Origin of the sequence: Vibrio sp. LaRot3 (assembly GCF_027587025.1) — a bacterium.
Taxonomy (GTDB): Bacteria; Pseudomonadota; Gammaproteobacteria; order Enterobacterales; family Vibrionaceae; genus Vibrio.
On sequence record NZ_JAPPTI010000002.1, the window covers coordinates 260,230 to 282,075 of the forward strand.

18 protein-coding genes are annotated in these 21,846 nt (G+C 43.9%); 13 read left to right on the plus strand and 5 right to left on the minus strand.

Annotation, left to right across the window (positions count from 1 at the left end; genetic code table 11):
* Positions 1-154: 154 nt before the first annotated feature.
* Both OH461_RS07880 and OH461_RS07885 read left to right on the plus strand, forming a co-directional pair.
* Positions 155-1,060, plus strand: a complete 906-nt coding sequence (locus tag OH461_RS07880; RefSeq protein WP_270020086.1) for a LysR substrate-binding domain-containing protein — start codon at positions 155-157, stop codon at positions 1,058-1,060.
* A gap of 193 nt (positions 1,061-1,253) precedes the next feature.
* Positions 1,254-1,748 (plus strand): DUF1097 domain-containing protein, encoded by a 495-nt coding sequence (locus OH461_RS07885; protein ID WP_270020087.1) that lies wholly within the window; start codon positions 1,254-1,256, stop codon positions 1,746-1,748.
* An 83-nt stretch (positions 1,749-1,831) separates the two neighbouring features.
* On the opposite strand, the gene OH461_RS07890 is transcribed toward OH461_RS07885, so the two are convergent.
* Positions 1,832-3,466: an ATP-dependent endonuclease gene (locus OH461_RS07890; protein ID WP_270020088.1), complete on the minus strand. Its 1,635-nt coding sequence runs from the start codon at positions 3,464-3,466 to the stop codon at positions 1,832-1,834.
* Positions 3,467-3,681: 215 nt separating this feature from the next.
* On the opposite strand from OH461_RS07890, the gene OH461_RS07895 reads away from it, so the two are divergent.
* The 4 genes from OH461_RS07895 to OH461_RS07910 all read left to right on the plus strand — a co-directional run bounded on the left by OH461_RS07895 (position 3,682) and on the right by OH461_RS07910 (position 9,076).
* Positions 3,682-5,412: a bifunctional metallophosphatase/5'-nucleotidase gene (locus OH461_RS07895; RefSeq protein ID WP_270020089.1), complete on the plus strand. Its 1,731-nt coding sequence runs from the start codon at positions 3,682-3,684 to the stop codon at positions 5,410-5,412.
* Between the two features lie 469 nt (positions 5,413-5,881).
* Positions 5,882-6,829: a TerC/Alx family metal homeostasis membrane protein gene (locus tag OH461_RS07900; RefSeq protein WP_270020090.1), complete on the plus strand. Its 948-nt coding sequence runs from the start codon at positions 5,882-5,884 to the stop codon at positions 6,827-6,829.
* 301 nt (positions 6,830-7,130) lie between these two features.
* A complete protein-coding gene (locus OH461_RS07905; RefSeq protein WP_270020091.1) occupies positions 7,131-7,319 on the plus strand; it encodes a hypothetical protein in 189 nt (62 codons plus the stop codon).
* A 206-nt stretch (positions 7,320-7,525) separates the two neighbouring features.
* Positions 7,526-9,076 (plus strand): methyl-accepting chemotaxis protein, encoded by a 1,551-nt coding sequence (locus tag OH461_RS07910; RefSeq protein WP_270020092.1) that lies wholly within the window; start codon positions 7,526-7,528, stop codon positions 9,074-9,076.
* Positions 9,077-9,147: 71 nt separating this feature from the next.
* Here the strand turns inward: OH461_RS07910 and OH461_RS07915 are convergent, their stop codons facing one another.
* Positions 9,148-9,705, minus strand: coding sequence for an alkylphosphonate utilization protein (locus OH461_RS07915; protein WP_270020093.1), 558 nt, complete (start codon positions 9,703-9,705; stop codon positions 9,148-9,150).
* Positions 9,706-9,970: 265 nt separating this feature from the next.
* Here OH461_RS07915 and OH461_RS07920 point away from each other — a divergent pair, with 265 nt between their 5' ends.
* The gene (locus tag OH461_RS07920; RefSeq protein ID WP_270020094.1) at positions 9,971-11,053 is read left to right on the plus strand and encodes a site-2 protease family protein; all 1,083 of its coding nucleotides are present in this window, start codon (positions 9,971-9,973) and stop codon (positions 11,051-11,053) included.
* Between the two features lie 50 nt (positions 11,054-11,103).
* On the opposite strand, the gene OH461_RS07925 is transcribed toward OH461_RS07920, so the two are convergent.
* Positions 11,104-11,892 (minus strand): M48 family metallopeptidase, encoded by a 789-nt coding sequence (locus tag OH461_RS07925; protein ID WP_270020095.1) that lies wholly within the window; start codon positions 11,890-11,892, stop codon positions 11,104-11,106.
* Between the two features lie 135 nt (positions 11,893-12,027).
* Here OH461_RS07925 and OH461_RS07930 point away from each other — a divergent pair, with 135 nt between their 5' ends.
* The 4 genes from OH461_RS07930 (at position 12,028) to OH461_RS07945 (ending at position 14,724) form a co-directional block, all read left to right on the plus strand.
* Positions 12,028-12,465, plus strand: coding sequence for a hotdog fold thioesterase (locus OH461_RS07930; protein WP_270020096.1), 438 nt, complete (start codon positions 12,028-12,030; stop codon positions 12,463-12,465).
* Entirely contained in the window at positions 12,465-12,698 is a 234-nt protein-coding gene (locus OH461_RS07935; RefSeq protein WP_270020097.1) for a DUF3389 domain-containing protein, read from the plus strand. The genes OH461_RS07930 and OH461_RS07935 overlap by 1 nt, the downstream gene beginning before the upstream one ends.
* Before the next feature lie 70 nt (positions 12,699-12,768).
* Positions 12,769-14,469: an SgrR family transcriptional regulator gene (locus OH461_RS07940; protein ID WP_270020098.1), complete on the plus strand. Its 1,701-nt coding sequence runs from the start codon at positions 12,769-12,771 to the stop codon at positions 14,467-14,469.
* A 3-nt stretch (positions 14,470-14,472) separates the two neighbouring features.
* The gene (locus OH461_RS07945; RefSeq protein WP_270020099.1) at positions 14,473-14,724 is read left to right on the plus strand and encodes a hypothetical protein; all 252 of its coding nucleotides are present in this window, start codon (positions 14,473-14,475) and stop codon (positions 14,722-14,724) included.
* Between the two features lie 380 nt (positions 14,725-15,104).
* On the opposite strand, the gene OH461_RS07950 is transcribed toward OH461_RS07945, so the two are convergent.
* Positions 15,105-17,240, minus strand: coding sequence for a TonB-dependent hemoglobin/transferrin/lactoferrin family receptor (locus tag OH461_RS07950; RefSeq protein ID WP_270020100.1), 2,136 nt, complete (start codon positions 17,238-17,240; stop codon positions 15,105-15,107).
* Between the two features lie 266 nt (positions 17,241-17,506).
* Between OH461_RS07950 and OH461_RS07955 the strand changes: the two genes are divergently transcribed.
* Positions 17,507-18,394, plus strand: coding sequence for a LysR family transcriptional regulator (locus OH461_RS07955; RefSeq protein WP_270020101.1), 888 nt, complete (start codon positions 17,507-17,509; stop codon positions 18,392-18,394).
* Between the two features lie 13 nt (positions 18,395-18,407).
* Here the strand turns inward: OH461_RS07955 and OH461_RS07960 are convergent, their stop codons facing one another.
* Complete coding sequence (locus tag OH461_RS07960) at positions 18,408-21,086, minus strand: bifunctional acetate--CoA ligase family protein/GNAT family N-acetyltransferase (protein ID WP_270020102.1); 2,679 nt, start codon at positions 21,084-21,086, stop codon at positions 18,408-18,410.
* Positions 21,087-21,303: 217 nt separating this feature from the next.
* Between OH461_RS07960 and OH461_RS07965 the strand changes: the two genes are divergently transcribed.
* Entirely contained in the window at positions 21,304-21,828 is a 525-nt protein-coding gene (locus OH461_RS07965) for an SPOR domain-containing protein (RefSeq protein ID WP_270020103.1), read from the plus strand.
* The last annotated feature ends 18 nt before the right edge of the window (positions 21,829-21,846 follow it).

Consider the following 21,846-nt stretch of genomic DNA (forward strand, 5'->3'; position numbering starts at 1 on the left):
TTGCCAATTCAGATTACGGTGCCAAAACCTAGAGGTAAAATTGATAATGTTTAGAATCCTCATCAAATAATTTGATATGAGGAAAATAGCCAGTAAAATGAAACCATGCGCGCATCGCGATAATAAAAATGAACGTAATAACGAAAGGAGAGTTATGCGCTATTCATTGAAACAATTAGCGGTTTTTGACGCTGTGGCTGACACTGGAAGTGTAAGTTTGGCTGCAGATAAACTTGCGTTAACCCAATCTGCAACGAGTATGTCGCTTGCTCAGTTAGAAAAAATGCTTGGCAGGCCTTTGTTTGAAAGACAAGGCAAGCAAATGGCGTTGACTCATTGGGGGATTTGGCTAAGACCAAAAGCGAAGAGACTATTACAAGATGCCCAACAGATAGAAATGGGCTTCTACGAACAACATTTGCTTAGTGGGGAACTGCGTGTCGGTGCGAGCCAGACACCAGCAGAGCATTTGGTGCCTGATCTTATCAGCAATATTGATAGTGACTTTCCGGAGATGCGAATTTCACTGAAAGTAAAAAGCACCGATAGCGTTATTCAGGGTGTCATCGACTACAAATACGATATTGGCATTATTGAAGGGCGCTGTGACGATAACCGTTTGCATCAAGAAGTATGGTGTCGTGACCATTTAACAGTGGTGGCTGCGGCGCATCATCCATTTGCGATGGCACCTAAAGTGAGTTTAGCTCAGTTAGAGCAAGCGAAATGGGTACTGCGTGAGCATGGGTCAGGTACTCGCATGATTTTTGATAGTTCAATTCATCATTTAATTGAAGATCTAGACGTTTGGCGTGAATATGAGCACGTTCCTGTGTTACGCAGCATGGTGGCGAATGGTCAATACCTCACATGTTTACCTTATCTTGATGTAGAACATTATATAGAGAGTGGGCAATTAGTCGCGTTAAACGTACCAGAGCTAAGCATGGAACGAACGCTTTCTTTTATTTGGCGCGCTGATATGGTGGAAAACCCACTAGTAGAGTGTATCAAACGTGAAGGATTGCGAATGATGAAAGGCAAACCAAGCGTTTTTTAACAGTTTTACTTTTTAAAAGCCGTACCACTGACTGTGGTGCGGCTTTTTTATTTACTAAATCTGTTGATTCTGCGTTTGCGTCAAAATAATCATGTAATATTTGTAATTTCGAGATAATTAATGTGATCTAGGTCGTTTAGGGCGAGAGGGGGAATCACTATGATGCTGTTTTAGACGCAAGGGCACATTCAGCATGAATACATTGATCGCCATTTCTATCACTACAGCCATACTTTCTGGTGTTTGGGGCTGGGTAGCCGTCTCGCTAGGCTTACTAGCATGGGCGGGTTTTCTTGGTTGTACAAGTTACTTTGCGACCCCTCATGAAGGCTATAAAGGTTTATTGATAAGCCTTATCACCAATTTATCTGGTGTATTTTGGGCGATGATGATCATTCAAGGTTCTAGTTTTGTGTCGAGTGATATTTTGGGCTATGTGCTCACTGGTATCGTGACGTTGTTTATGTGTCTACAAGCGCACAAAACCTTGCTGTCGTTCATTCCGGGTACGTTTATCGGTTCATGCGCGACATTTGCGGCAGGTGGCGATTGGCAGATTGTGATTCCTTCACTGATTCTTGGTGGCTTGTTTGGATACACCATGAAAGCAACGGGTTTATGGCTTCATGAGCGTGCGAACCAAACCAAAGCCATCAATCAAGATTCTCAGGTCTCTGAGCTAAAATAAGCATTATCAAAAAAATTGAAACACCCCCGATATTCGTTTTCGAATTTGAAGACCGGCCTCATTAATGAGGCCTTTTTTCTTTACTAGGTGTTGCCATTGGCAAGTGTCACGACACGTTTCAGAGTCCAACGGAGCAATTTAGGAATACAGCGAGTGCCTTTGTCCTCACAGTGAGAGACGATTGCGAGGGCAAGATCGGGTTTAGCGTATTTCTTTAGTACCTTAGCCACCACCTTTTTGGCAGGAATAGGGTGTTCTGGCGGCACTTTTACCATTTCACGGAAGAAGGATTCAAAGCCATTGTTGTAGAGGAAGTGTTCGATATCGCGGTCGGGAAGTTCCGTTAAACGATGACGCTCATGCTCTCCATCTAGACGAGCCCTAACAGATGCAGCGTATTTTTTCCCTGCTGGATCGCCGTCTGTGACGACATGCCAATCAATACCGAATGCTTTCGCTACTTTTATTAATGAACGCAGCCCTGACTGGGCAAACTCAATAATTTGTACCCCCTCGGCGGCAAGGTTATAGCCGCATTGATTGGCCAGTTCATTAAACAGCCAAACTTCGGTTTCACCTTCTACCAATAACCAACAACGGGCGTAAAGCGCCCCAGAGCGGTGAAAGCGAATATGAAAGCCGACTTTTCTCAGTTCATCGTTTGATAAACCTTGCAAAGCTAAGCTTGTGCATACGGTTTTGTCTGACTGTCGCACGAGACGGCGGATACTATGCAGAGGAACTTGAGCAAGTAGATCGCCACTATTGGTAGTTAGAATCTTCTGCATCGGTAACAGTTGCAACAGACCCCATGCTCTTGCTAGATGAGTAGGGTGTAGGCGGCCTTCAGGATCTTCAATGATCAACAAAGGTCGAGCGCAGCGACGCAGTTTATTCGGCCCTCTTGCCTGTAAATAAGCATTAAGTAGCCCCATAAACAACAATCTGGTTTGCTTGCTGTTGGTTTGCTCTACAAATTCAGAAATGCTTATACCTGTTGTGTTATGACCGCTGTAAAAGATGCCGTCTCTTTGTTTACGTAGATTGCTCCGCGTATAAGGCTTAAATGAGAAATAGTGATCCACCAGCATGCTCATCGAATTCAAGCTACTGCGCATTTCACCTTTATTGACGTGGCCCGGTACAGCCATTAAGCGGCGACAGGTGTTGTTGATGCGTTTTTCTATGCGCTCATTTTTATCTCCATTAGAATGAATGGGGCGCTCGAAACGGCGAGAATCTTTAAGTCGTAAAACAGGGTGTAACGACATTAACTCTTGAGCGAGTTTTTCTGTGTGGTGCAAAGGAAGCGGGTCGCCTTGCATATCCAAAAAATCGTATTCGGTTTTGATTTCATATTGCTCACGACTGGCGCTTAAACGGTAAATGATGCGCTTGGTATTCTGATCATCGGTGACCCAAATGGGTTTGATCTTGCGGTATCGCCCGGAACGAATTTCGTTCTTTTCATTGGAAATCAGCGTAAGAATAATTTGTAAGTCTTGAGACTGTGGATGAGAAATGGAGTAGTCGACATGGAAATCAGTCATCTCGAACTCGTAGGGAATACCTTCTGCTGGCAGAGCAACAGAGAGTGCATCAAGCAGTGATGATTTACCCCAAGTGTTCTCACCAATTAATGTGGTGAGTTGGCCAAAAGAAAGTGATAGGCGTTTAATTCCGCGAAAGCCCGCGATTTCGATGCGTTCTAGTTGCATAAGCTCACCTAAATTAACCTGTACATCATTAAGAATAAAAGAAAAAGTGAGTATTGGCAGGCATTTAGCTCACAATACCACGAATTTTCAAAAATAAACTCCCGAAAATTCAAAGAGATGTACGTCCCTTGGCTAATCTAAAAACAAGTTTTTATAAAAAGTAATGAATCTGTCATACAGATTGAGGTAGGATCGCGGTGAAAAGAGAGATACTTATGACAGAAAGAAAAAATAAAGCCACGCGAATCAAATTGGCGCACATCAACGATACCCATTCTTATTTTGAACCAACGTCCTTACAATTAAGTTTGCCGAGCGGCTCAGGCACTGAAACCCCGTTTGTTAGTGCGGGTGGTTTTGCTCGTATTGCCACGCGAGCTAAACAGCTCAGACAGCAAGCAGAAGAAAACGAACAGGGCTTCTTGTTTTTACACGCGGGCGATTGCTTCCAAGGCACGCTCTACTTCTCCTTATTTAAAGGCGAAGCCAATTCCACCATGCTCAACCAACTTGGTTTGGATGCGATGGCGGTAGGCAACCATGAATTAGACATGGGTAATTTACCGGTTGCCCAATTTGCTAAGCAGATTGATTTCCCGTTATTGGCGGGCAATTGGGATTTATCCAAAGAGTGTGAGGATAAACCTGAACGGTTAAGCGGTAATCCAAATGTATTTTCATTCCGCCCATACAGCCGATCGGCTCAGTGGATAGTAAAACATATCGGTGATGAAGCGATTGCCATTTTCTCCCTTACGCTTGATAAAATGGCGGACATTTCCAATCCAGATGCCGACACGCCATTTGTTAGCGCGATAGAAACCGCGCGTAATACCGTGTGTGAGATTCACAGAGCAGGCATTAATAAAATCATCTTACTTAGCCATATGGGCTACGACACTGACTTGGACTTTGCCAATCATGTTGGTGGTATTTCAATTATTGTTGGTGGTCACAGCCACGTGTTGCAAGGGGACTTTAGCCAACTAGGGCTAGGTAAGTCTGATGAGTATGGCGTAAAGGTAAATCAAACTTACGTCGTTCAAGCCGGTTATCACGCACTGGCGCTTGGTCATTGTGACATCGAATTTGATGAACAAGGGACAGTGGCTCGCTTTAATGGTAAAAACGAGCTTCTTATTGGTCGTCGTCTATTTATTGATACCAGCCGAAGTCAATCTTGGCAGCAACAAGATTACCAAGCCCTGCGTGCTCAAATAGAAAACCATCCCAACGTGATGGTTTGTCATAAAGACAATCAAATTCAGAAACTGCTTCAAGAGCGTTATCAAAGCCGAGTTCGAGCTTTACAACAAACAATTTTAGCTACCGCCAGTAACAAACTTCGCCATATTCGTGTACCCGATGAGCAAGGTGGTAGCGAAATCGCACCGTTGGTGAGCCAGTCTTTCCAGCATGCTATGATAGCGCAAGGTTATGAGATAGATTTTGCCATTCATAACGCGGGTGGTGTCAGAACATCTATTAACCCGGGGCCTATCTCAGTGGCCGATATTGCCGGAAAGGTGTTGCCGTTCGCCGTGCCGATTGGTGTATATCGCATAAAGGGCGAGTTCATCAGAGCCACATTAGAGGATGCAATCAATAATGCCTTGAGTAACGGCGTTAAAGGGACAGGCGATGGCTCATACCCATATACAGCGAATTTAAGGTTTGATTATGATGCCACTGCACCTATGGGGCAGCGTATTGAATCGCTTGAGATTTACCGCGAAAGTACAGGGTGGCAGCCGATAGATGACCATCATACCTACACTGGTACATCCTCTGCTTATACCATGAAAGGTAAAGAGGGTTATGAAGCCATCCTCAATATGCAAGGCGAAGGGGAGGTAACAACACTCTCTATGGCGGATTGTTTTATTCAATATCTCAAAGATAAGCCTGAGATTTTAAGCTGTGACTCCGTTGCTTACCGAAACTGATGGTTAAAAATTCAACACAGTGGCATGGCTTATGCATTAAGTATTCTGTCATGGGATCCTTAACAGTGCATAAGGAGTCATTATGTGGAGTAAAGACTGGGTCGATGTGGCAGTTGTAGTCAGTTGGGTCTGCGTTTGGACCTCATTGGTTTACTTTATCCCTGCCGGTGGTTTTTAATATCAACCACCTAACGTAAAGGAGCAATTTTTATTGCTCCTTTTTGATTTTATTTATAGACGAATGGATAAAGTAGGCGTACTATCCGCAGCGTTTGGGGAGTAGTCGCCTCTGGTTTACTTATCGTCATCTCGTTAGGCATTGCCTTTCCGGTAAGTATAAGCGTTCAGCGCTTCGACGAGACCAACGTAATCAAATTCTTATGCGGGATTTATCCGTATAAGGTTGTTTGTTTGCGGTAGGGATCGTAACCAATACTTGCTCTCGATCCCTCCGTTATTTGGAGGAAACATGACCCCATCTACATACTTAGGTTTCGGCCTACTGACTTTCATCCTTGTCGCTCTAGATATTTGGCAAACTCGTGGCGGTAAAATTACCATCAAGAAAGCTGCAATATGGAGTGTATTTTGGTTCGTGTTGGCGTTCTTCTTTGCCGCATCTATTTACTTTTTCTGGGATTTTTACGCACCAGGAAGTAGCTACACTGCAGAAAAAGCAACCGTATCGTTTGTGACAGGTTATCTATTAGAGAAGTCTCTCAGCGTGGACAACCTATTTGTGTTTGCAATCATCTTCCATCAATACGCCGTTCCTGAGCATTTGCGTCCGCGCGCATTACTTTGGGGGGTGATTGGTGCGCTAATACTACGTGCAATCATGATTGCAGTGGGCGCACAATTACTGGCTCAGTATCACTGGGTTCTTTATGTATTTGCACTGTTCCTAATTTGGACGGGTATTCAACTTGCACGTGATAAAGGTGATGAGGAAGTAAACCCTCTACCTGAGAAACTGATTCGCCGTTTCGCGAATGTGACTGATGATTATCGTGGTAATGCACTGACTGTGATTGAAAATGGCAAACGTGTAGTAACACCAATGATGATTGTAATCGGCGTGATTGCATTTATGGATGTGATGTTTGCTTTAGACTCAATCCCAGCGATTTTTGCAGTTACTCGTGAACCGTTCTTGGTATTAGCAGCAAACGTATTTGCGCTACTTGGCTTACGTTCTCTGTACTTTGTACTGCAAGGTATGATGGATAAGTTTATCTACCTAAAACCAGCACTGTCATTCATTATGGTGTTTATCGGTATTAAGATGATGCTTGTCGGCTCGGCGTGGGAGATCCCTACACCAGTGTCACTGCTTGTGTTGCTAACCACAATGACAGTTGCAGTGATTGCTTCTGTAATGAAGCAAAAGCAGCAACAACAAACGGGATTACAATAACCAACGTTATCTCAAGTAATTAATAATGCGAGCAATGCGATATTTATTACAGGTTAGAATGTAAAGGCATTGTTAATGCTTAATGCGCAGTGTGACGACTGGTGACTAAATTTACCTATATTATGGATATTTAGTCGCCAGAATCGTCGGTTTATGCATAATCGTAAATTGGCGTTGTTATCGATTTGTGTCATAAGAAAATCTAATCTGAAAATAGAAGATTTGTCATTTTTTACTCGCAAAAAAAGTGACTAGAATTTCTACATCAAATCAAGTTACCCGAATTTATAGAGAGGCTGATATGGCGCAAGTAATGCACGTTGATACCATGATTACCCCAAACTCTATGGAAAAGAGAACCTACTCGGTTAGCTTCAAAGGATTGATAGCACACTTACTAGACATTTTGTTTACTGATAACTCTGAGCGTCTATACAGCGCGAATGATCTTTCAGGTCACATGCAAAAAGATATCGGTTTATACCGCTAGTAAAAAAGAATTGTTTAAAACGCCAGCATACGCTGGCGTTTTTTTTTGCTAAAAAATCTAATCCAGATAAGCACTTATGTAATACAATGTAAAAATTGTGGTATTTATGCGAGGAATGACAAAATAGTGTTCTATTCTTACCAATGACGTTAGGTGTTTGATTGCATAAAAAATAAATGTCATTTAGCTAGGTAAGGAAACGATTTATGAGTGATATGGAATACGATTATCCCGCGAACTACAATCTCATCTCCATTACAGACCCATCCAGTTATATCAAATATGCCAGTGCGCATTTCAGTGAAGTTGCGGGGTACGACGACGGTGAGTTAGACGGCCAACCTCATAATGTTGTCCGCCATCGAGATATGCCTAAAGACGCCTTTAAAGACTTATGGTCACATTTGCAATCAGGCAAACATTGGATGGGCATGGTGAAAAACCAGCGCAAAGGGGGCGGTTACTATTGGGTCGATGCGTTTGCTTCTCCTATCAAACTTAATGGTGAAATCGTAGAGTATCAATCGGTTCGATTTAAACCTGAACGCGCCTTCGTCGACCGTGCTGAAAAGGCTTACACTAAATTACGTGGAGGGGGTAAACCTCTTACCATGTATTTTCCTCGCACACGCCTTTGGATGAGATGCTCTATGGGAATCGCAGCAGCGTTTGGTGTGTCGAGTGCGTTGCTACAGTTTGGGCAATCACCTTTAGTGGGTTTAGGTGCAATGGCAGCGATCTCGATAAGTGCGGTTTATTTGCTGACTCGTCCGTTAGAAAAAATCGCCCAAATGGCGCGTAAAGATTTCAATAACCCTCTTATGGAATACATCTATTGCGGGCGAATTAATGATCTGGCTGAAATTGAGCTAGGGATGAAAATGCGTAAGCAGTACGCGGATGCACTGATAGGTCGCGTTGGTATATCAGTGATGGATTCATGTAACGCAACTCGAACGAATGCCGATTCCGCTGCTGATAACAGTGAGCGCGTCACGCAAAACTTAAGCGAGCAAAAAATCGAGATTGATGTCGTTGCCACTTCTGTTAATGAGATGCAAGCGGCCTCCACTGAGATTTCTCAAAATGCGCAAGCAACCGCAGACGCCACCTTAAAAGCGCAGAACACCATGACCGATAGCCGCGGGGTTATTGATGGCGTCAATACCTCTGTGCTTGAGCTTGTCAATGAACTGAAACAGATATCGCAAACGGTTACTGATCTTAACCAACAAACAGAGCAGATTGGTTCGGTGGTTGAAGTGATTAATGACATTGCAGAGCAAACCAACCTATTAGCCCTAAACGCAGCAATTGAAGCGGCGAGGGCAGGAGAGCAAGGTCGAGGTTTTGCTGTCGTGGCTGATGAAGTAAGAACCTTGGCTCAACGTACTCAAGAATCAACCACTGAAATTCAGTCGGCGATTGAGAGTATTCAATCGGGCAGTAATTCTGCGGTTAAAGCGCTAAAAAAAGGCAATGATCAATCCGCCAGTACAGTAGAGCTGCTAAGCAAAGCGCAAGAGAGTATTGTGTTACTTGAAGAGCTTGTGCAAGACGTGGTGGATAGAAACCAACAAATAGCGGTTGCCATTGAAGAACAAGTGCACGTGTCAGATGAAATTAACGAGAATATTCAGTCGATCAACGTTAAATACGCAGACTCTTATGAGTTGATGACGCAAACCAATGACATGAATGCCAAGGTGCAAGACAGCACTAATGAACTGACGGAAGTAATACAAAAAATCGCTTAAACAAGTCTGCAAAATAACAAGCGTTAGATAAAACAAAAGCACCTTATAGGTGCTTTTGTTATGAGTGAGAATTACTTCTTACGACAGTATTCTGCAATCACGTACATAGATTGGCCGCCGTTTGCTTTACCTGAAACAAGCTTAGGATCGTCGCCAATGCTGATGCCACGGATAACCGTGCCTTGTTTGATAACTTGGTTAGTGCCTTTCACTGGTAGGTCTTTGATAACCGTTACGTCGTCACCTTTTTTAAGCTCAACGCCGTTGCAATCGAATGGCTTGTCGTCAGCAGACATACCTTTCATTGCCCAAGTTTTTGTTTCTTCTTCCATGTACATCATATCTAGCGCGTCTTGTGCCCAGCTTTCTGCATTTAGGCGAGTAAGTTGGCGCCATGCAGTTACTTGTACAGGAACAACTTGGCTCCACATGCTGTCGTTTAGACAACGCCAGTGGTTGATGTCTTGTGGGTCATCAATTTCACCCATACATTTGTCACATACCATGATGCCGTGATCAACCGTCACGTGGCTGTGTGGTGGCACAGCGTATGCCGTTAGAGGTGCTTCGTTAGCACATAATTCACATTTAGATTCACAGCGTTGTAGCATTGTTGCTTCAATAGACATAATGGACTCACATATAGTCGGGGTTAATAAACGGGGCTATTATCCACTTTATCCATGGAAAAGAAAGGGGGATGCGGTAAAGCAAAGGATTAACTTGTGCAAACTGACATTTCGCTGATATTTGTAGCGCTATCAATAACAAATATAAACCTCATCAATAACTTATTTGAGTGACCGTGTAACATATTGTCACTCGCTATTTACCTTATTAGAGCTTAGCGGCATAATCAGCTAGTTTTTTATAGCAATTTAATAGGTTGATAGATTGGAACTATTATCAATAGAGTTTCTTGGCAAGCCTCTTCGTTTAGAAGGTTCAATGGCTGGATGGCAACAATTGTTTTGGGATAACCAAATTGTTTCGCAGTTAAATGCCGATTCTGAACGCGGAAAAAATAGCCAGCATAAGTTCACTCTCACTAATGGAGAGAGTGAATTACAGTGCCAACTGGATTGTGAACTTGAGTGGCAACCTTTTGAATTTCGTTATAGTGCAACGGTAGATGGTCAATTGATCACGCAAGGTGAGCGGACGACCAAAGATATTGAGCAGCAAACACCCTACACGCCGCCGCCTGCTGAAAAACGTTTTAGCCTAATTGGCCTTGTCTCTCTTGGTATGAAAGCGCTCAAAAGCGCGAAGATGATCAAAGTGATCTTTGCGTCCGCAAGTTTAGCCGCGTACTCATGGTTATTCTCATTTCAGTTTGCTTTGGCGTTGATTGCTTGTTTAGTGGTGCATGAGTACGGTCATGTTAAAGCAATGAAGTACTTTGGTATGAAAACCAAGGGGATTTACCTTGTACCATTTTTAGGAGGTCTGGCCCTCAGCGACGAAAAGATCAATACCCGTTGGCAGGATGTGGTGATATCCATAATGGGGCCAATGTTTGGTTTTGTGCTGTCTGTTATTTTAGTTGGTGTGTATTGGATTACGGGTGAAGTGTTCTTTGCCGGGCTTGCAGCGTTCAATGCGTTTCTTAATTTATTCAATCTATTGCCAATCTTGCCGTTAGATGGCGGACACATACTCAAAAGCATCAGTTTTTCAATGAACTCCTTAGCGGGCTTGGTGTTATGTACCGCAGCCGCGGCCGGCGGCGTATTTTTAAGTTACTGGTTAGGGCTTACGCTGCTGGGATTTTTACTGATTATGGGTATGTTGGAAGTCATATTGGAGTGGCGCTATCGCCATTCAAGCCATTTACTGCCTCTTGATCGTTATGGTCAATGTGTGGCGGCGGTTTGGTATGTCGCCTTGGTAGCTGGGCTTATCTCAATCATCTGGTACTTTGCTTCATCCGGTGACACCATGTTGTCATTGCCGATGCAAATCTTAGGTACATAAAAATAGGGAGCGAATGCTCCCTATTTAGTTTCTACCGCGGTGAATAAGTTCTATATCTTACAGTTCGGACGCTGAGTGGCGTAGCTGGGTAAACGCTCCATAGTTTGCTGAAGATCCGATATCCGAGTGCTGTGAGATGGGTGAGTAGACAGCAGCTCAGGTGGCTGCTTACCGCCACTGGCTTTCGCCATGTTGTACCAAAGGTTGACGCTTTCTCGTGGATCAAAGCCCGCTTTAGCCATGAGTTCTAGGCCAACAATATCCGCTTCTGATTCTTGAGTTCGGCCATAGGGCATTAACACCCCATATTGCACCCCTAAGCCAAGGGCAGCCATTGTTGCATTTCGATACTGCGCGTAGTCTGATGCACCAAGTGCGGCGCTGGTAATCTGTAAACCGGCATTAGCCAGTTGGGATTGAGATAAGCGTTCATTACTATGATCGGCAAGAACGTGAGCAATTTCGTGGCCAATTACCGTTGCGAGTTGGTCTTGGTTTTCTGCTACATCCAACAATCCGGTGTACACACCGATTTTACCGCCCGGAAGAGCAAAGGCATTCACTTGCTTACTATCAAATACCACCACTTCCCACTCTTGGAATGAGCCTTGAACAGGTACATAACGGGTGATGGCGCCAGCCACACATTGAACGTAGTTATTGAGCTTCTTGTCGCTGCTGATCTTTTGCTTCTGCTTCATTTGCTCAAAAGATTGCGCGCCTAAGCTGCTCATATCGTTATCGGAAAAGAGCAGAATTTGGTTTCTACCGGTCGGTGAGGCGGTACAGGCAGTTAAGCCAATCGTTAAGGCAAGAGTTGAATACTTAAACCACGACATATTACGTTCCATATAAACTAGCTATTTCTTAATTATAACATTAGGTTAAACTGATAGCCTACCAACCTCAATAGCCAGATGTGATGAGTGATTCATCATTCATTGATGTCTTGGCTTTCTCTACGTAGGAAAAGTATGAGTATTTGGAAACGTGAAATCGATTTACAGCGCTTAAATCAAACCTCAAAAAACACCCTAATCGAGCACTTACAGATAGAATATTCGCAAGTAGGCGAGGATTTTATTCAAGCCACTATGCCGGTTTGTCATTTTACTCATCAACCCCTCGGTATGTTACACGGCGGGGCATCGGTAGTATTGGCAGAAACCTTAGGCTCAGTTGCGGCGAATTTCTGCGTTACAGAAGAGAGTTATTGCGTTGGTTTAGATATCAATGCCAATCATGTCAGAGCAATGCGCAGTGGCATGGTGATAGGTACTGCGAAGCCAATCCATTTAGGTGTGTCCACTCAAGTATGGCAAATCAATATTACCGATGAACGAGAGCGATTAGTGTGTACCAGTCGCTTAACGATTGCAGTAAAACAACATAAGAAAGCGAAAAGCGAATAATGGTTATTGAATTTTCCAATGGAAAAATCATCGCTACGGCCCATGAAATTGTCGTGAGACTAACAGGTGACGCGATGGTGACACTTCAAGCGCAAGTTGATGCGGTTCAATTGATTGGTCGCGGCGCCAATGTGGTTAATGTAAATGGCAGCGAGTGCAAATGGTCAGTTAAATTAGATAACCAAGAGCAAATCGAGGAATTAGCGTCACAAATTGGTATTGCGATTGAGTAACCGCTTGATCTAATGATTTTAAATGGGGGAAAATAAATCAATATCCAATATTGGTTGAGATTTCCCCTTTATGAGTAGCCCCCGCCTTCGCGTTCAGTTCGAAACCCTGTTTGAACACTATGATGGTGTTGACTCTGGCGTCCAGCTAGAAGACATCACGGACATACTTTGCTGTACTCGCCGCAACGCTCGGATTGTATTAAACAAAATGGAAGAAGAGGGTTGGTTAGAATGGCACCCAGCTCCGGGGCGTGGCAAGCTTTCTCAACTTAACTTTAAGCGAACTCGCGCCGACGTAAGTGAAACGCTGGCGAGAAGGTATCTCGAAGAAGGCAAAATAAGCCAAGCGCTTAAAGTGCTCGACCAAGATGCGGCTAAACTTGCTCAAGTGGTGGAGAGCTACCTCGGTGTACAGCATCAAGAGGGGGAGCAAGTTGTTCGCCTGCCTTATTATCGTCCGCTTTCCATGCTTAACCCGCGTAAATACATTCGTCGTTCAGAGCAACATATTACGCGACAAGTGTTTAGTGGCTTAACTAAACTCGACGACCAAGAAGTGCTACAGCCTGACTTATCTCATAGTTGGGAGATGCTATCGCCGCGCCATTGGCGCTTTTATTTAAGACCTGCGGTCCGATTCCATAATGGCGATTTGTTAACCACAGAAGCCGTGGCAGAAAGTATCAATTCATTGAAGAGTCGTAAGCTTTTTAGCCATATTAAACTGGCGGAAGTTCACCAGAAGAACGTTCTCGATATACACCTCTCTCAAGATGACTATAAATTGGCACTTCTGCTCACCGAAGCATGCGCAAAAATCTTGCTACCAGTCTCTTCACGCACTGAAGAGTATGACCAGTTTCCCATCGGTACTGGGCCATATAAAGTGGTGCAAAATGACGAGAAGCGTCTGGTGTTAAAAGCCTTTGATGGCTACTTTGGCTTTAGACCGCTCATGGACAGTGTTGAAGTTTGGGTAATCAATGCGCTGCATTCGTCGATTGTATTTCCAAGCCTCGCGAAGCCAATGTCACGTACTGGCAGTACGATGAATGATGAAGTTGAACTCGATCCCGGTTGTACCTTTTTGCTTCTTAATCGTAAGGAAGGCCTCGCAAAACAAGATGATTGGGCGCGTTATTTCAGCCAGCGCTTGTCTTCCTTGAGTGTCTTTCAGCAGTTACCTCAAGATAAGGTGGTTGAACTGGGCGCATTGCCTGCACACGGCTTAAAGCCCGGTTGGTATCATCACTCTCGCCAATCCCACTATACGCCCCCACCTAGTTACCGAACCGTGACGATTGCGTATCATGGTATGCATCCAATGTTCCCAACCTTAGTTAAGTGTCTTGAAGCGTTGTTAAAGCAGGATAACTTAGAGGTTGAGCTGATCACCTATGATTTGGAAATGCCAGACACCTCGAAAGTCGATATTTGGATAAAGCCAATGGGGCTTGGCCAAAACCGAGATGATGCATTAGCAGGTTGGCTATTGGATTACAGTGATATTGATACCATGAGCCAAGAGGCCGATTTTGCTGAGTGGAGTGACGTTGTCACTCAGTGGCGACAATCTGAATCGACACCATTTGCCGCGCAGGAACTGGGTAAGTTATTGGCAGACAAAATGCAGCTCATTCCTATGTTCCATTGTTGGTTAGGGGTAAGCAAGGATCAATGTGGTGCACTGCAGAACGCGAAATGTAATGCTCTAGGCTGGTTTGACTTCAGTGAGGTTTGGGTTAAGCCAATGGAAGAGAATCAAAGTTAATTTATGGCCAAACCAAATAAAAAACAGCCAAGTAAAACCGTTAACATTTATTGTGCAAAATGCCGTTTTCACCTGTTTAAATACCGAAAGGGAGGAAAAGGCGCTTTGATTAAGTGTTTTAAAGAGAGAATAGTGGATGATTTCACTCAAACTCCCTGTATTTGTCCCGGCTGTGAATCTGAATTTGCACGCGACACTTTGGTTAGAGGTACACCCGCTTATAAGTTTGCAGGTGGGAAAGTCACGATGAAGTGATACGTTTTATTAACAACTTGCCGTATTGAGTGATTTACCATTATTGTTGAAAATGAGTAGGACGGTGCGGTTTTTGATCTGAGTCGATAAAAGTCGTAAAAAAATCGTTAAAAACTTTCATGTTTTCCGAATGCTGTTAAAATGACAACGTTTTAGAATGTAAGTCCAAGTGTTCAATTTGATTTTCGTAGGGGTAAGTCATGGAACTAGGTTTAATCATCGCATTCATCGTTGCATCTGCAATTATGGTGAAAAAAGAGATGAAAACCTCAAAATAATCACTCATTCAGCCCAATTTCTTTATACTTTTTTGAATGTTTGAAATAGAAAAAAGCCAGCGATTTCGCTGGCTTTTGTTTTTCTAGGACTTCTATGTTGGTTTAGAAGTCATATTTTACGGTAACAGAGAAGTTTCGACCTGCTTGAGTGTAGAATTTGTCTTCTTCAGCTAGACCACGTACATCTGTCCAGTTGTAGTACTCTTCATCAGTTAGGTTGAAGAGACCGCCGCGAATGGTTAAGTCTTCAATTGGGCGGTAGTAGGCAGTTAAATCAACCACTGTTGAGGCGTCTGGTGCAAATTTGCCCTCTGGGTTGCCGTAACGGTCAACACTATCAATGATGTCACCCTCTTTTTTCTTCGCGGTATAAGAGATCTTCAATGAAGTCCCCCAAACTTTAGAAGGAGCGTCGAAGCTAATACCCGCAATCGCATTCCAAGGCATGATTGAGTTCAGTGGATTGTTTTCGTTGTCTTCACCCTTGGTATAAGCGGCAACCAAACTGGTTGTTAAACCTTTAGGCGCATCTGCAATCTCGTGCCAATCTAACATGTTAGACAGTTCGATACCTTTGATGGTCGCTTCTGTCACGTTGTCGTAGTAGTACTCAGTGCGGAACGCAGGGTTTGTACTTGCGCGAGATAGTCGTTCGATGAAGTTATCATATTCACTTTGGAATACGGCGATTTCGTTGCGAACGAAGCGATTGTTTGCGCGCCATCCGAGTTCGTAAGAAATGCTTTCTTCTGCTTTTAAATCAGGGTTTGGCGATGACGTGTATCGATGCGCCGCGTTTGCGAACGAGTAGTAAAGCTCTTGGAAGTCTGGCGCTCGGAACCCCTGACTGACTTGAGCAAATAGTTTGTGTTCATCATTGACGGACCAAGTCACACCAAGACGACCAGTTACCGCAGATTCTTCGTAAGTCTTATAAGAATCTTGGTCAAAGCCACCATCATTGCCATTAGCGATGCCGCCATTAGGGTCAGTTTTGTATGAATCGTAACGGATACCAGGAGTGACAATTAAGCTATCGCCGAAAGCGATTTCATCTTGTAAAAACAGGCCGTATTTTGTTTCAGTCGCATCTGGTACGTAATAAACAATTTTGTCTGCGCTGCTACTGTTGTATTCGTGGTTTACGTTTGAAATGTCGCGATTAGAGTAGGAGAAACCGTAAACAAGGTAGTGCTCAGAACCGCCAAGGGTAATGAACTTGTCGAACTGAGAGTTAAACTGAAGACCGGACTCTTCGTAAACGTAATCTTTGTTTTGCGTATTTGAGCTGCTGACGCGATCTGTTAGCCCGTTTGATTCTTTATCTAAGTAATCCAATTGCCATTCTAGATTGTCCGCAAAGCTGGTATTGGTCGCCCAAAGGTGTTTAACGCCAATGCGCGTTTTTGTTTCTGTATCATCACCCAAGTAAGTATCATAACTGCCGCTGCTATTACGGTTACTATTCGTTAGGTCTGATTGAGTATCTTTATCGATGTATTCACCTGTAAACTCTAGACGGTGATCATCATTTAATTGGATTTGAAGTTTACCTAGTAGGTTGTCTGCTGTTGACTCAAGCGGGTAGGTTTCACCGAAGTTATCTAGCTCTTCACCATCTTTACGAGTGTAAGCAATCAGGGTTTCTATATCATCAAATCGATTTGCGATAGCGACAGACTCAGAAAAGGTCGAATCAGCGGATGAATAGCCAAACTTCGCATGGCCACCAACATCGTTGCCGTCTTTTAAGAAATCAGCTGGGCTTTTTGTTTCAAACGCTACGATACCACCGATGGCATCAGAGCCTTGTAATGATGAAGCTGCACCTTTGACGATTTCTACTGATTTAAGTAGATCGACATCAACGTCAACGCGCCCTGAGTTGATGAACGCGTATGAGTTTTCAAATTGGTTTGCTTGCGATACGCCATCAACGATGATTTTAACGCGATTACCTTCTAAACCACGAACGTTGATTGACTGAACACCTTGGCGGCTATCGCCTTGCACAGTCACGCCAGGCGTGTATTTTAGAATATCTTCGACACTGTTAGATAAGTTAGCTTCGATATCTTCATCAGTCACCACCGTGACCGAAGCGGCTACATCGTCGAGTTGTTGGCTTGTTCGGGTTGCAGAGACAACAACTTCATCAAATAAATCGAAATCTTGAGCAAATGCTACTGGCGAACACGCCAAAATAATGGATGTTGAGAGGAGTGTTTTCTTATACATTTGAAACTAAACCTTACTTGTTATTTTAGTGAGAGTGGTAAACCGAAGAGGATTCTATTTGATCTAAATGATAATTAATACCATTCGCATTAAGTGGTTTTTGGTTTGAAATGTTCAGAATATGGGCTACATGGCTCTAACTGTTTGTTTTTACTTGGCTTACAAACTGTTATTTTGTTTAATATTTCTTTAAAATTTTTTTCGTATTCTGTGAATTTTCTCAGATTTGAGCTTTGTATATGACAGTTTTGTCATTAGGAGGAGACATGCAGAGTCCAGTGACTCTTGAAGCACTTCATATTCTTGACGCAATTGATAGAAGGGGCAGCTTTGCTGCAGCGGCGAATGAGCTTGATCGAGCGCCGTCGTCGTTAAGTTATCAAATTCAAAAGCTCGAACAAGATCTCGATATAATGATCTTTGATCGCTCTGGGCATAAAGCCGCATTTACAGAAGCGGGCAAGTTGATCCTTGAACGAGGCCGGGCAATTCTATCGGCTACCGAAAAACTGGTTAACGATGCCAGTGTGCTTGCCAATGGTTGGGAGCTTGATATTACTGTCGCATTTGATGGCATTATTCCTATTGATAACTTTTTCGCTATGGTTGATGCCCTCGGTAACGTGAGTAGCACGCGAATACGTCTACAAGAAGAGATACTTGCTGGTGGCTTAGAGTCGCTAGAAACAGGGCGTTCAGATCTATTGGTGTGCCCGCAGCTTGATAACTTGCCTTTGGAAATTAAGCATCAAACTATCGGAAAGCTTGAAATGATCTGGGTTGCGGCAAAAGATCACTATGTACACAAGCGAGTGGGTGAGTTTGATCAAACAGCACAAGAAAAATATCGCATTATTGCGATAGCTGATACGGCAAGAGAGCAGCCTCCACTTTCGATTAACGTGCTACAGAAGCAACCGCGCCTTACGGTCAGCAATTTTGCATCCAAAGTCGAAGCGTTGAAAAGTGGCTTAGGTATAGGCACGCTTCCTTCAACAGTCGCGCTGCCTCTTATCGAACAGGGCGTATTACAGCAGATTGAAGGCACTGAGCCTTTTCCAATCGATATTATTATGGCGTGGAAACGAAATAAGATTGGTGAAGCGAAATCATGGTGTATTCAATACCTAAATAAAAACTGGGCGATGAAATAACCATACGGTGCTGCTATAAACGCAGCACCATGTCTGCTGTGCCATCTTCAAACTGGATATCAATTTCAAAGCCCAACCGCTGTGCAAGGGTTAACATTCCACGATTGTTAGGCATGGTCATCCCCGACATTTGTTGGGTCTTCTTCGCCTTACAATAATCGATGATTTTGCTCATCAGTAGTTTTCCTAGCCCTTGTCCTTTCATGTCAGAGCGAATCAAGATGGCAAATTCTGCATCACTATTGTCATGATTGATCAGTGCTCGTGATACGCCAATGATCTCTTGTTGACCAGATTGTTCTCTGACGGCGACAAATGCCATCTCACGGTCATAATCAATTTGGGTGAATTTGGCTAAGGCTTCATGGTTGAACTCACCAACATCGGAAAAGAAGCGTTTATATAAATCATCTTTCGATACGCCATTGATAAACTGAGCATGTAATGGCTCATCTTCGGGTAGGATGGGTCTCAATAAAATTTGTCGTTTATCTTTGAGTGCTGCCCACTCTTCATGCTCGACAGGATAAGGCCTAATGGCGAGTCTTTGCTGTGCATCGCCTTGGTAGGTTTTAAGCGTTAAATCTGCATCGAGAATGGTAAACTCACTGCCATTGGCCAGTACTGGATGTATATCCAGCTCATGCACTTGCGGGCAATCCACCACCATTTGGGATATTTTAACTAACACTTCCGATAGGCCATTTATGTCGATTGGATCAGGCAGTTTCTGAAGACGTATTTTGCCGCTTTTTATCGCTCTTACGATAAGGTAACGTGCGAGTGCCATGTTCAATGGCGGCAATGCAGACGCAGCATCGAGCGCTTCATCCCATTCAGAACCACCTTGGCCAAGCAGAATCACAGGGCCAAAAGTATCATCATGTTTGACCTTAATTCTTATCTCTTCGCCACCGGCAAGCTTTGCCATGCCTTGGACTAATAGCCCGTGGACGTTAGCGGCAGGATAGGAGAGCTTGACTCGATCAAGAATGGCTTGAGACGCACTTGCCACCTCCTGACTGTTACGCAAATTGAGCATAACGCCATGCACATCTGATTTATGAGCAATATCGGGTGAGCGCAATTTAACGGCTACGGGATAACCTATTTCTCCGGCAATATGTACCGCTTCACTTGCTTCAGAGGCTATCCATGTCGGCAATACGTTAAAGTTAAAGCAGCGTAAAAAGTAGCCAATTTGATGTGTGTCTAAAATAACTGTATCTTTATCCAGTAGTTGTTGGTTTATCCATGACTTCGCATTTTCAAGTTCACTAATATGAACAGGTTCAGCCGTGGTGGGCGTTTCCATTAATTGCTTTTGATTGCGTCGGTATTCGACCAAATGCATGAACGCGACGACAGCACTCTCAGCGGTTCGGTAAGTTGGGATACCGGCTTGAGTAAAGATATTTCTCGCGGGTTTTGCGGTTTGTTCACCCGACCAATTGGTAAGGATGTTGAATCTTTTGTACCTATGGTGAGCCTTTATTGCCTCGACAATAGCGATGGCGGTCTGCTCTGAGCGAGCGATAGCAGAGGGGCTATGCATGATGAGAATTGCGTCGGCACAATCGCTATCCATTATTGTATTGAGTGTATCGACGTATCGTTTACTGTCGGCATCGCCAACCATGTCGATAGGGTTGTTGTTGCTCCAACTCGATGGCAACTTATTGGACAGTTGCTCAAGAGTGTAGTCATCTAACGCAGCTAATTTACCACCACGTTCGAGTAATGTGTCCACTGCCATTATCGCCGGGCCACCGCCATTTGTGATTATCGCAAGTCGTTCGCCACGCAATGGCACAGAGTGGGTCAGAGTTTCTACGGCTGCGAACAGCTCATGAGAATTTTTAACTCGCAACATACCTGTACGGCGGATTGCCGAATCGTAAATGATATCGAGTGTGTCATTGCCGCCAGTATGCGCTTGAGCAGCTCGACGTCCTTCTGCGGTTTTCCCACCTTTGAGTACCAAAATTCGCCTGTTTCGAGAAGCGCTTCGAGCGGCTGACATAAAGCGGCGTGCGTCTTTGATCGTATCGACGTAAAGTAGGATCGCTTCGGTGTGTGTATCCGTAGCAAGATGATCAAGTAGATCAGCAAAATCTACGTCTAGCGCGTTGCCAAGCGAAATAAATGCAGAGAAGCCAATGTTTTTATCATTCGCCCAATCCAAAATCGTGGTGCACATGGCGGCCGATTGCGAGATGAAGGCGATTTTACCTTTCTGCGCGTTGACAGGTGAAAACGAAGCATTGAAATTGAGCCAAGGTAATATCAACCCCAAGCTATTCGGCCCCAGCACGCGCATCCCTGAAGCCTTGGCGATGCCAATACACAAGCTCTCGATAGATTCGCCAGTACTGCTAAGCTCATGCATATCGGAAGAAAGTACAATGGTCGATTTCACTCCTTTAGCGGCCAGTTGAGTGAAGATCTCAATGTTTCGGCTCGCATGAGTACAAAGGATGGCGACATCGGGAATAATTGGAAGGGCATCGATGTTAGGGTAAGCCAACACGCCACATACAGAGGTATAGTTGGGCGTGACTGGCATTATCGCACCTTCAAAACCATCTTGGAGCAGGTTTTTCATCACGATATTGCCTGCTCGCATTGGTCGAGTTGACGCGCCGATAACTCCAATCGATTTGGGCTTAAGTAGCTGGCTTAAACTGTTCATAAATCAACTTCCTAACGATATATTCACTTTATCGTAACGGACTCTAAGCGTATATGCTGTGATAAATTGGCGTTGTTTTAATCAGATCACCGAAACTGCGTATCAGTTTGTGTTATAAGTCACAGTGTCTAATAATATATTCACGCAGTATGCTTGATTAAAGGTCTGTCTAACGGCATGATTTACAGTAAATTCTATCTAGGGCTTTGAAGAATTCATGAAAAAAATAGCAATTGTTGGCTTATCTGTATTACTTTCCGCTTGTGTGTCAGGACAATACACAACAGATGTAAGTTCAGAGAGTTACCGCGAAGATTACAAAACAGCGCAAGTTGAACTGCCTGTAACTAACGAAGTAGCAGAAACGACAGTCGAAACGCCAGCACTTGTCGCTGTTGAAACTAAACCAGCAGTCACCATCGTACCGCCTTCTAAAAAGCAACAAAACGCGATGCCTGCTCGCTACGGTTACACTATCCAAGTAGTGGCTGTAGGTTCTCAGGCTAAAGTTGACCACTTTGCTCGCAACCTTCCAAGCAACGGTGAGCCAGTATGGGAAAACTACAAAGTTGTTAACGGTACGAAGTGGTACACGGTGCTTTACGGCGATTACGCAACGCAAGCTGATGCCAAAAAAGCAATTAGCCGCCTACCGGCTGAGTTCAAAGCATTGAAGCCATTCGTTAAGAGTATTGACGCAATTAAAAACTCGCCATACCCAACCCTTAACAAGCTAAATTGATAAAAAGGGGCAATCGCC

What these genes read in the sequence shown, in the direction of transcription:
- OH461_RS07880 (WP_270020086.1), top strand. Translation starts at nt 155, where the DNA reads ATGCGCTATTCATTGAAACAATTAGCGGTTTTTGACGCTGTGGCTGAC.
- OH461_RS07885 (WP_270020087.1), top strand. Translation starts at nt 1,254, where the DNA reads ATGAATACATTGATCGCCATTTCTATCACTACAGCCATACTTTCTGGT.
- OH461_RS07890 (WP_270020088.1), bottom strand. Translation starts at nt 3,466, where the DNA reads ATGCAACTAGAACGCATCGAAATCGCGGGCTTTCGCGGAATTAAACGC.
- OH461_RS07895 (WP_270020089.1), top strand. Translation starts at nt 3,682, where the DNA reads ATGACAGAAAGAAAAAATAAAGCCACGCGAATCAAATTGGCGCACATC.
- OH461_RS07900 (WP_270020090.1), top strand. Translation starts at nt 5,882, where the DNA reads ATGACCCCATCTACATACTTAGGTTTCGGCCTACTGACTTTCATCCTT.
- OH461_RS07905 (WP_270020091.1), top strand. Translation starts at nt 7,131, where the DNA reads ATGGCGCAAGTAATGCACGTTGATACCATGATTACCCCAAACTCTATG.
- OH461_RS07910 (WP_270020092.1), top strand. Translation starts at nt 7,526, where the DNA reads ATGAGTGATATGGAATACGATTATCCCGCGAACTACAATCTCATCTCC.
- OH461_RS07915 (WP_270020093.1), bottom strand. Translation starts at nt 9,705, where the DNA reads ATGTCTATTGAAGCAACAATGCTACAACGCTGTGAATCTAAATGTGAA.
- OH461_RS07925 (WP_270020095.1), bottom strand. Translation starts at nt 11,892, where the DNA reads ATGTCGTGGTTTAAGTATTCAACTCTTGCCTTAACGATTGGCTTAACT.
- OH461_RS07930 (WP_270020096.1), top strand. Translation starts at nt 12,028, where the DNA reads ATGAGTATTTGGAAACGTGAAATCGATTTACAGCGCTTAAATCAAACC.
- OH461_RS07935 (WP_270020097.1), top strand. Translation starts at nt 12,465, where the DNA reads ATGGTTATTGAATTTTCCAATGGAAAAATCATCGCTACGGCCCATGAA.
- OH461_RS07940 (WP_270020098.1), top strand. Translation starts at nt 12,769, where the DNA reads ATGAGTAGCCCCCGCCTTCGCGTTCAGTTCGAAACCCTGTTTGAACAC.
- OH461_RS07945 (WP_270020099.1), top strand. Translation starts at nt 14,473, where the DNA reads ATGGCCAAACCAAATAAAAAACAGCCAAGTAAAACCGTTAACATTTAT.
- OH461_RS07950 (WP_270020100.1), bottom strand. Translation starts at nt 17,240, where the DNA reads ATGTATAAGAAAACACTCCTCTCAACATCCATTATTTTGGCGTGTTCG.
- OH461_RS07955 (WP_270020101.1), top strand. Translation starts at nt 17,507, where the DNA reads ATGCAGAGTCCAGTGACTCTTGAAGCACTTCATATTCTTGACGCAATT.
- OH461_RS07960 (WP_270020102.1), bottom strand. Translation starts at nt 21,086, where the DNA reads ATGAACAGTTTAAGCCAGCTACTTAAGCCCAAATCGATTGGAGTTATC.
- OH461_RS07965 (WP_270020103.1), top strand. Translation starts at nt 21,304, where the DNA reads ATGAAAAAAATAGCAATTGTTGGCTTATCTGTATTACTTTCCGCTTGT.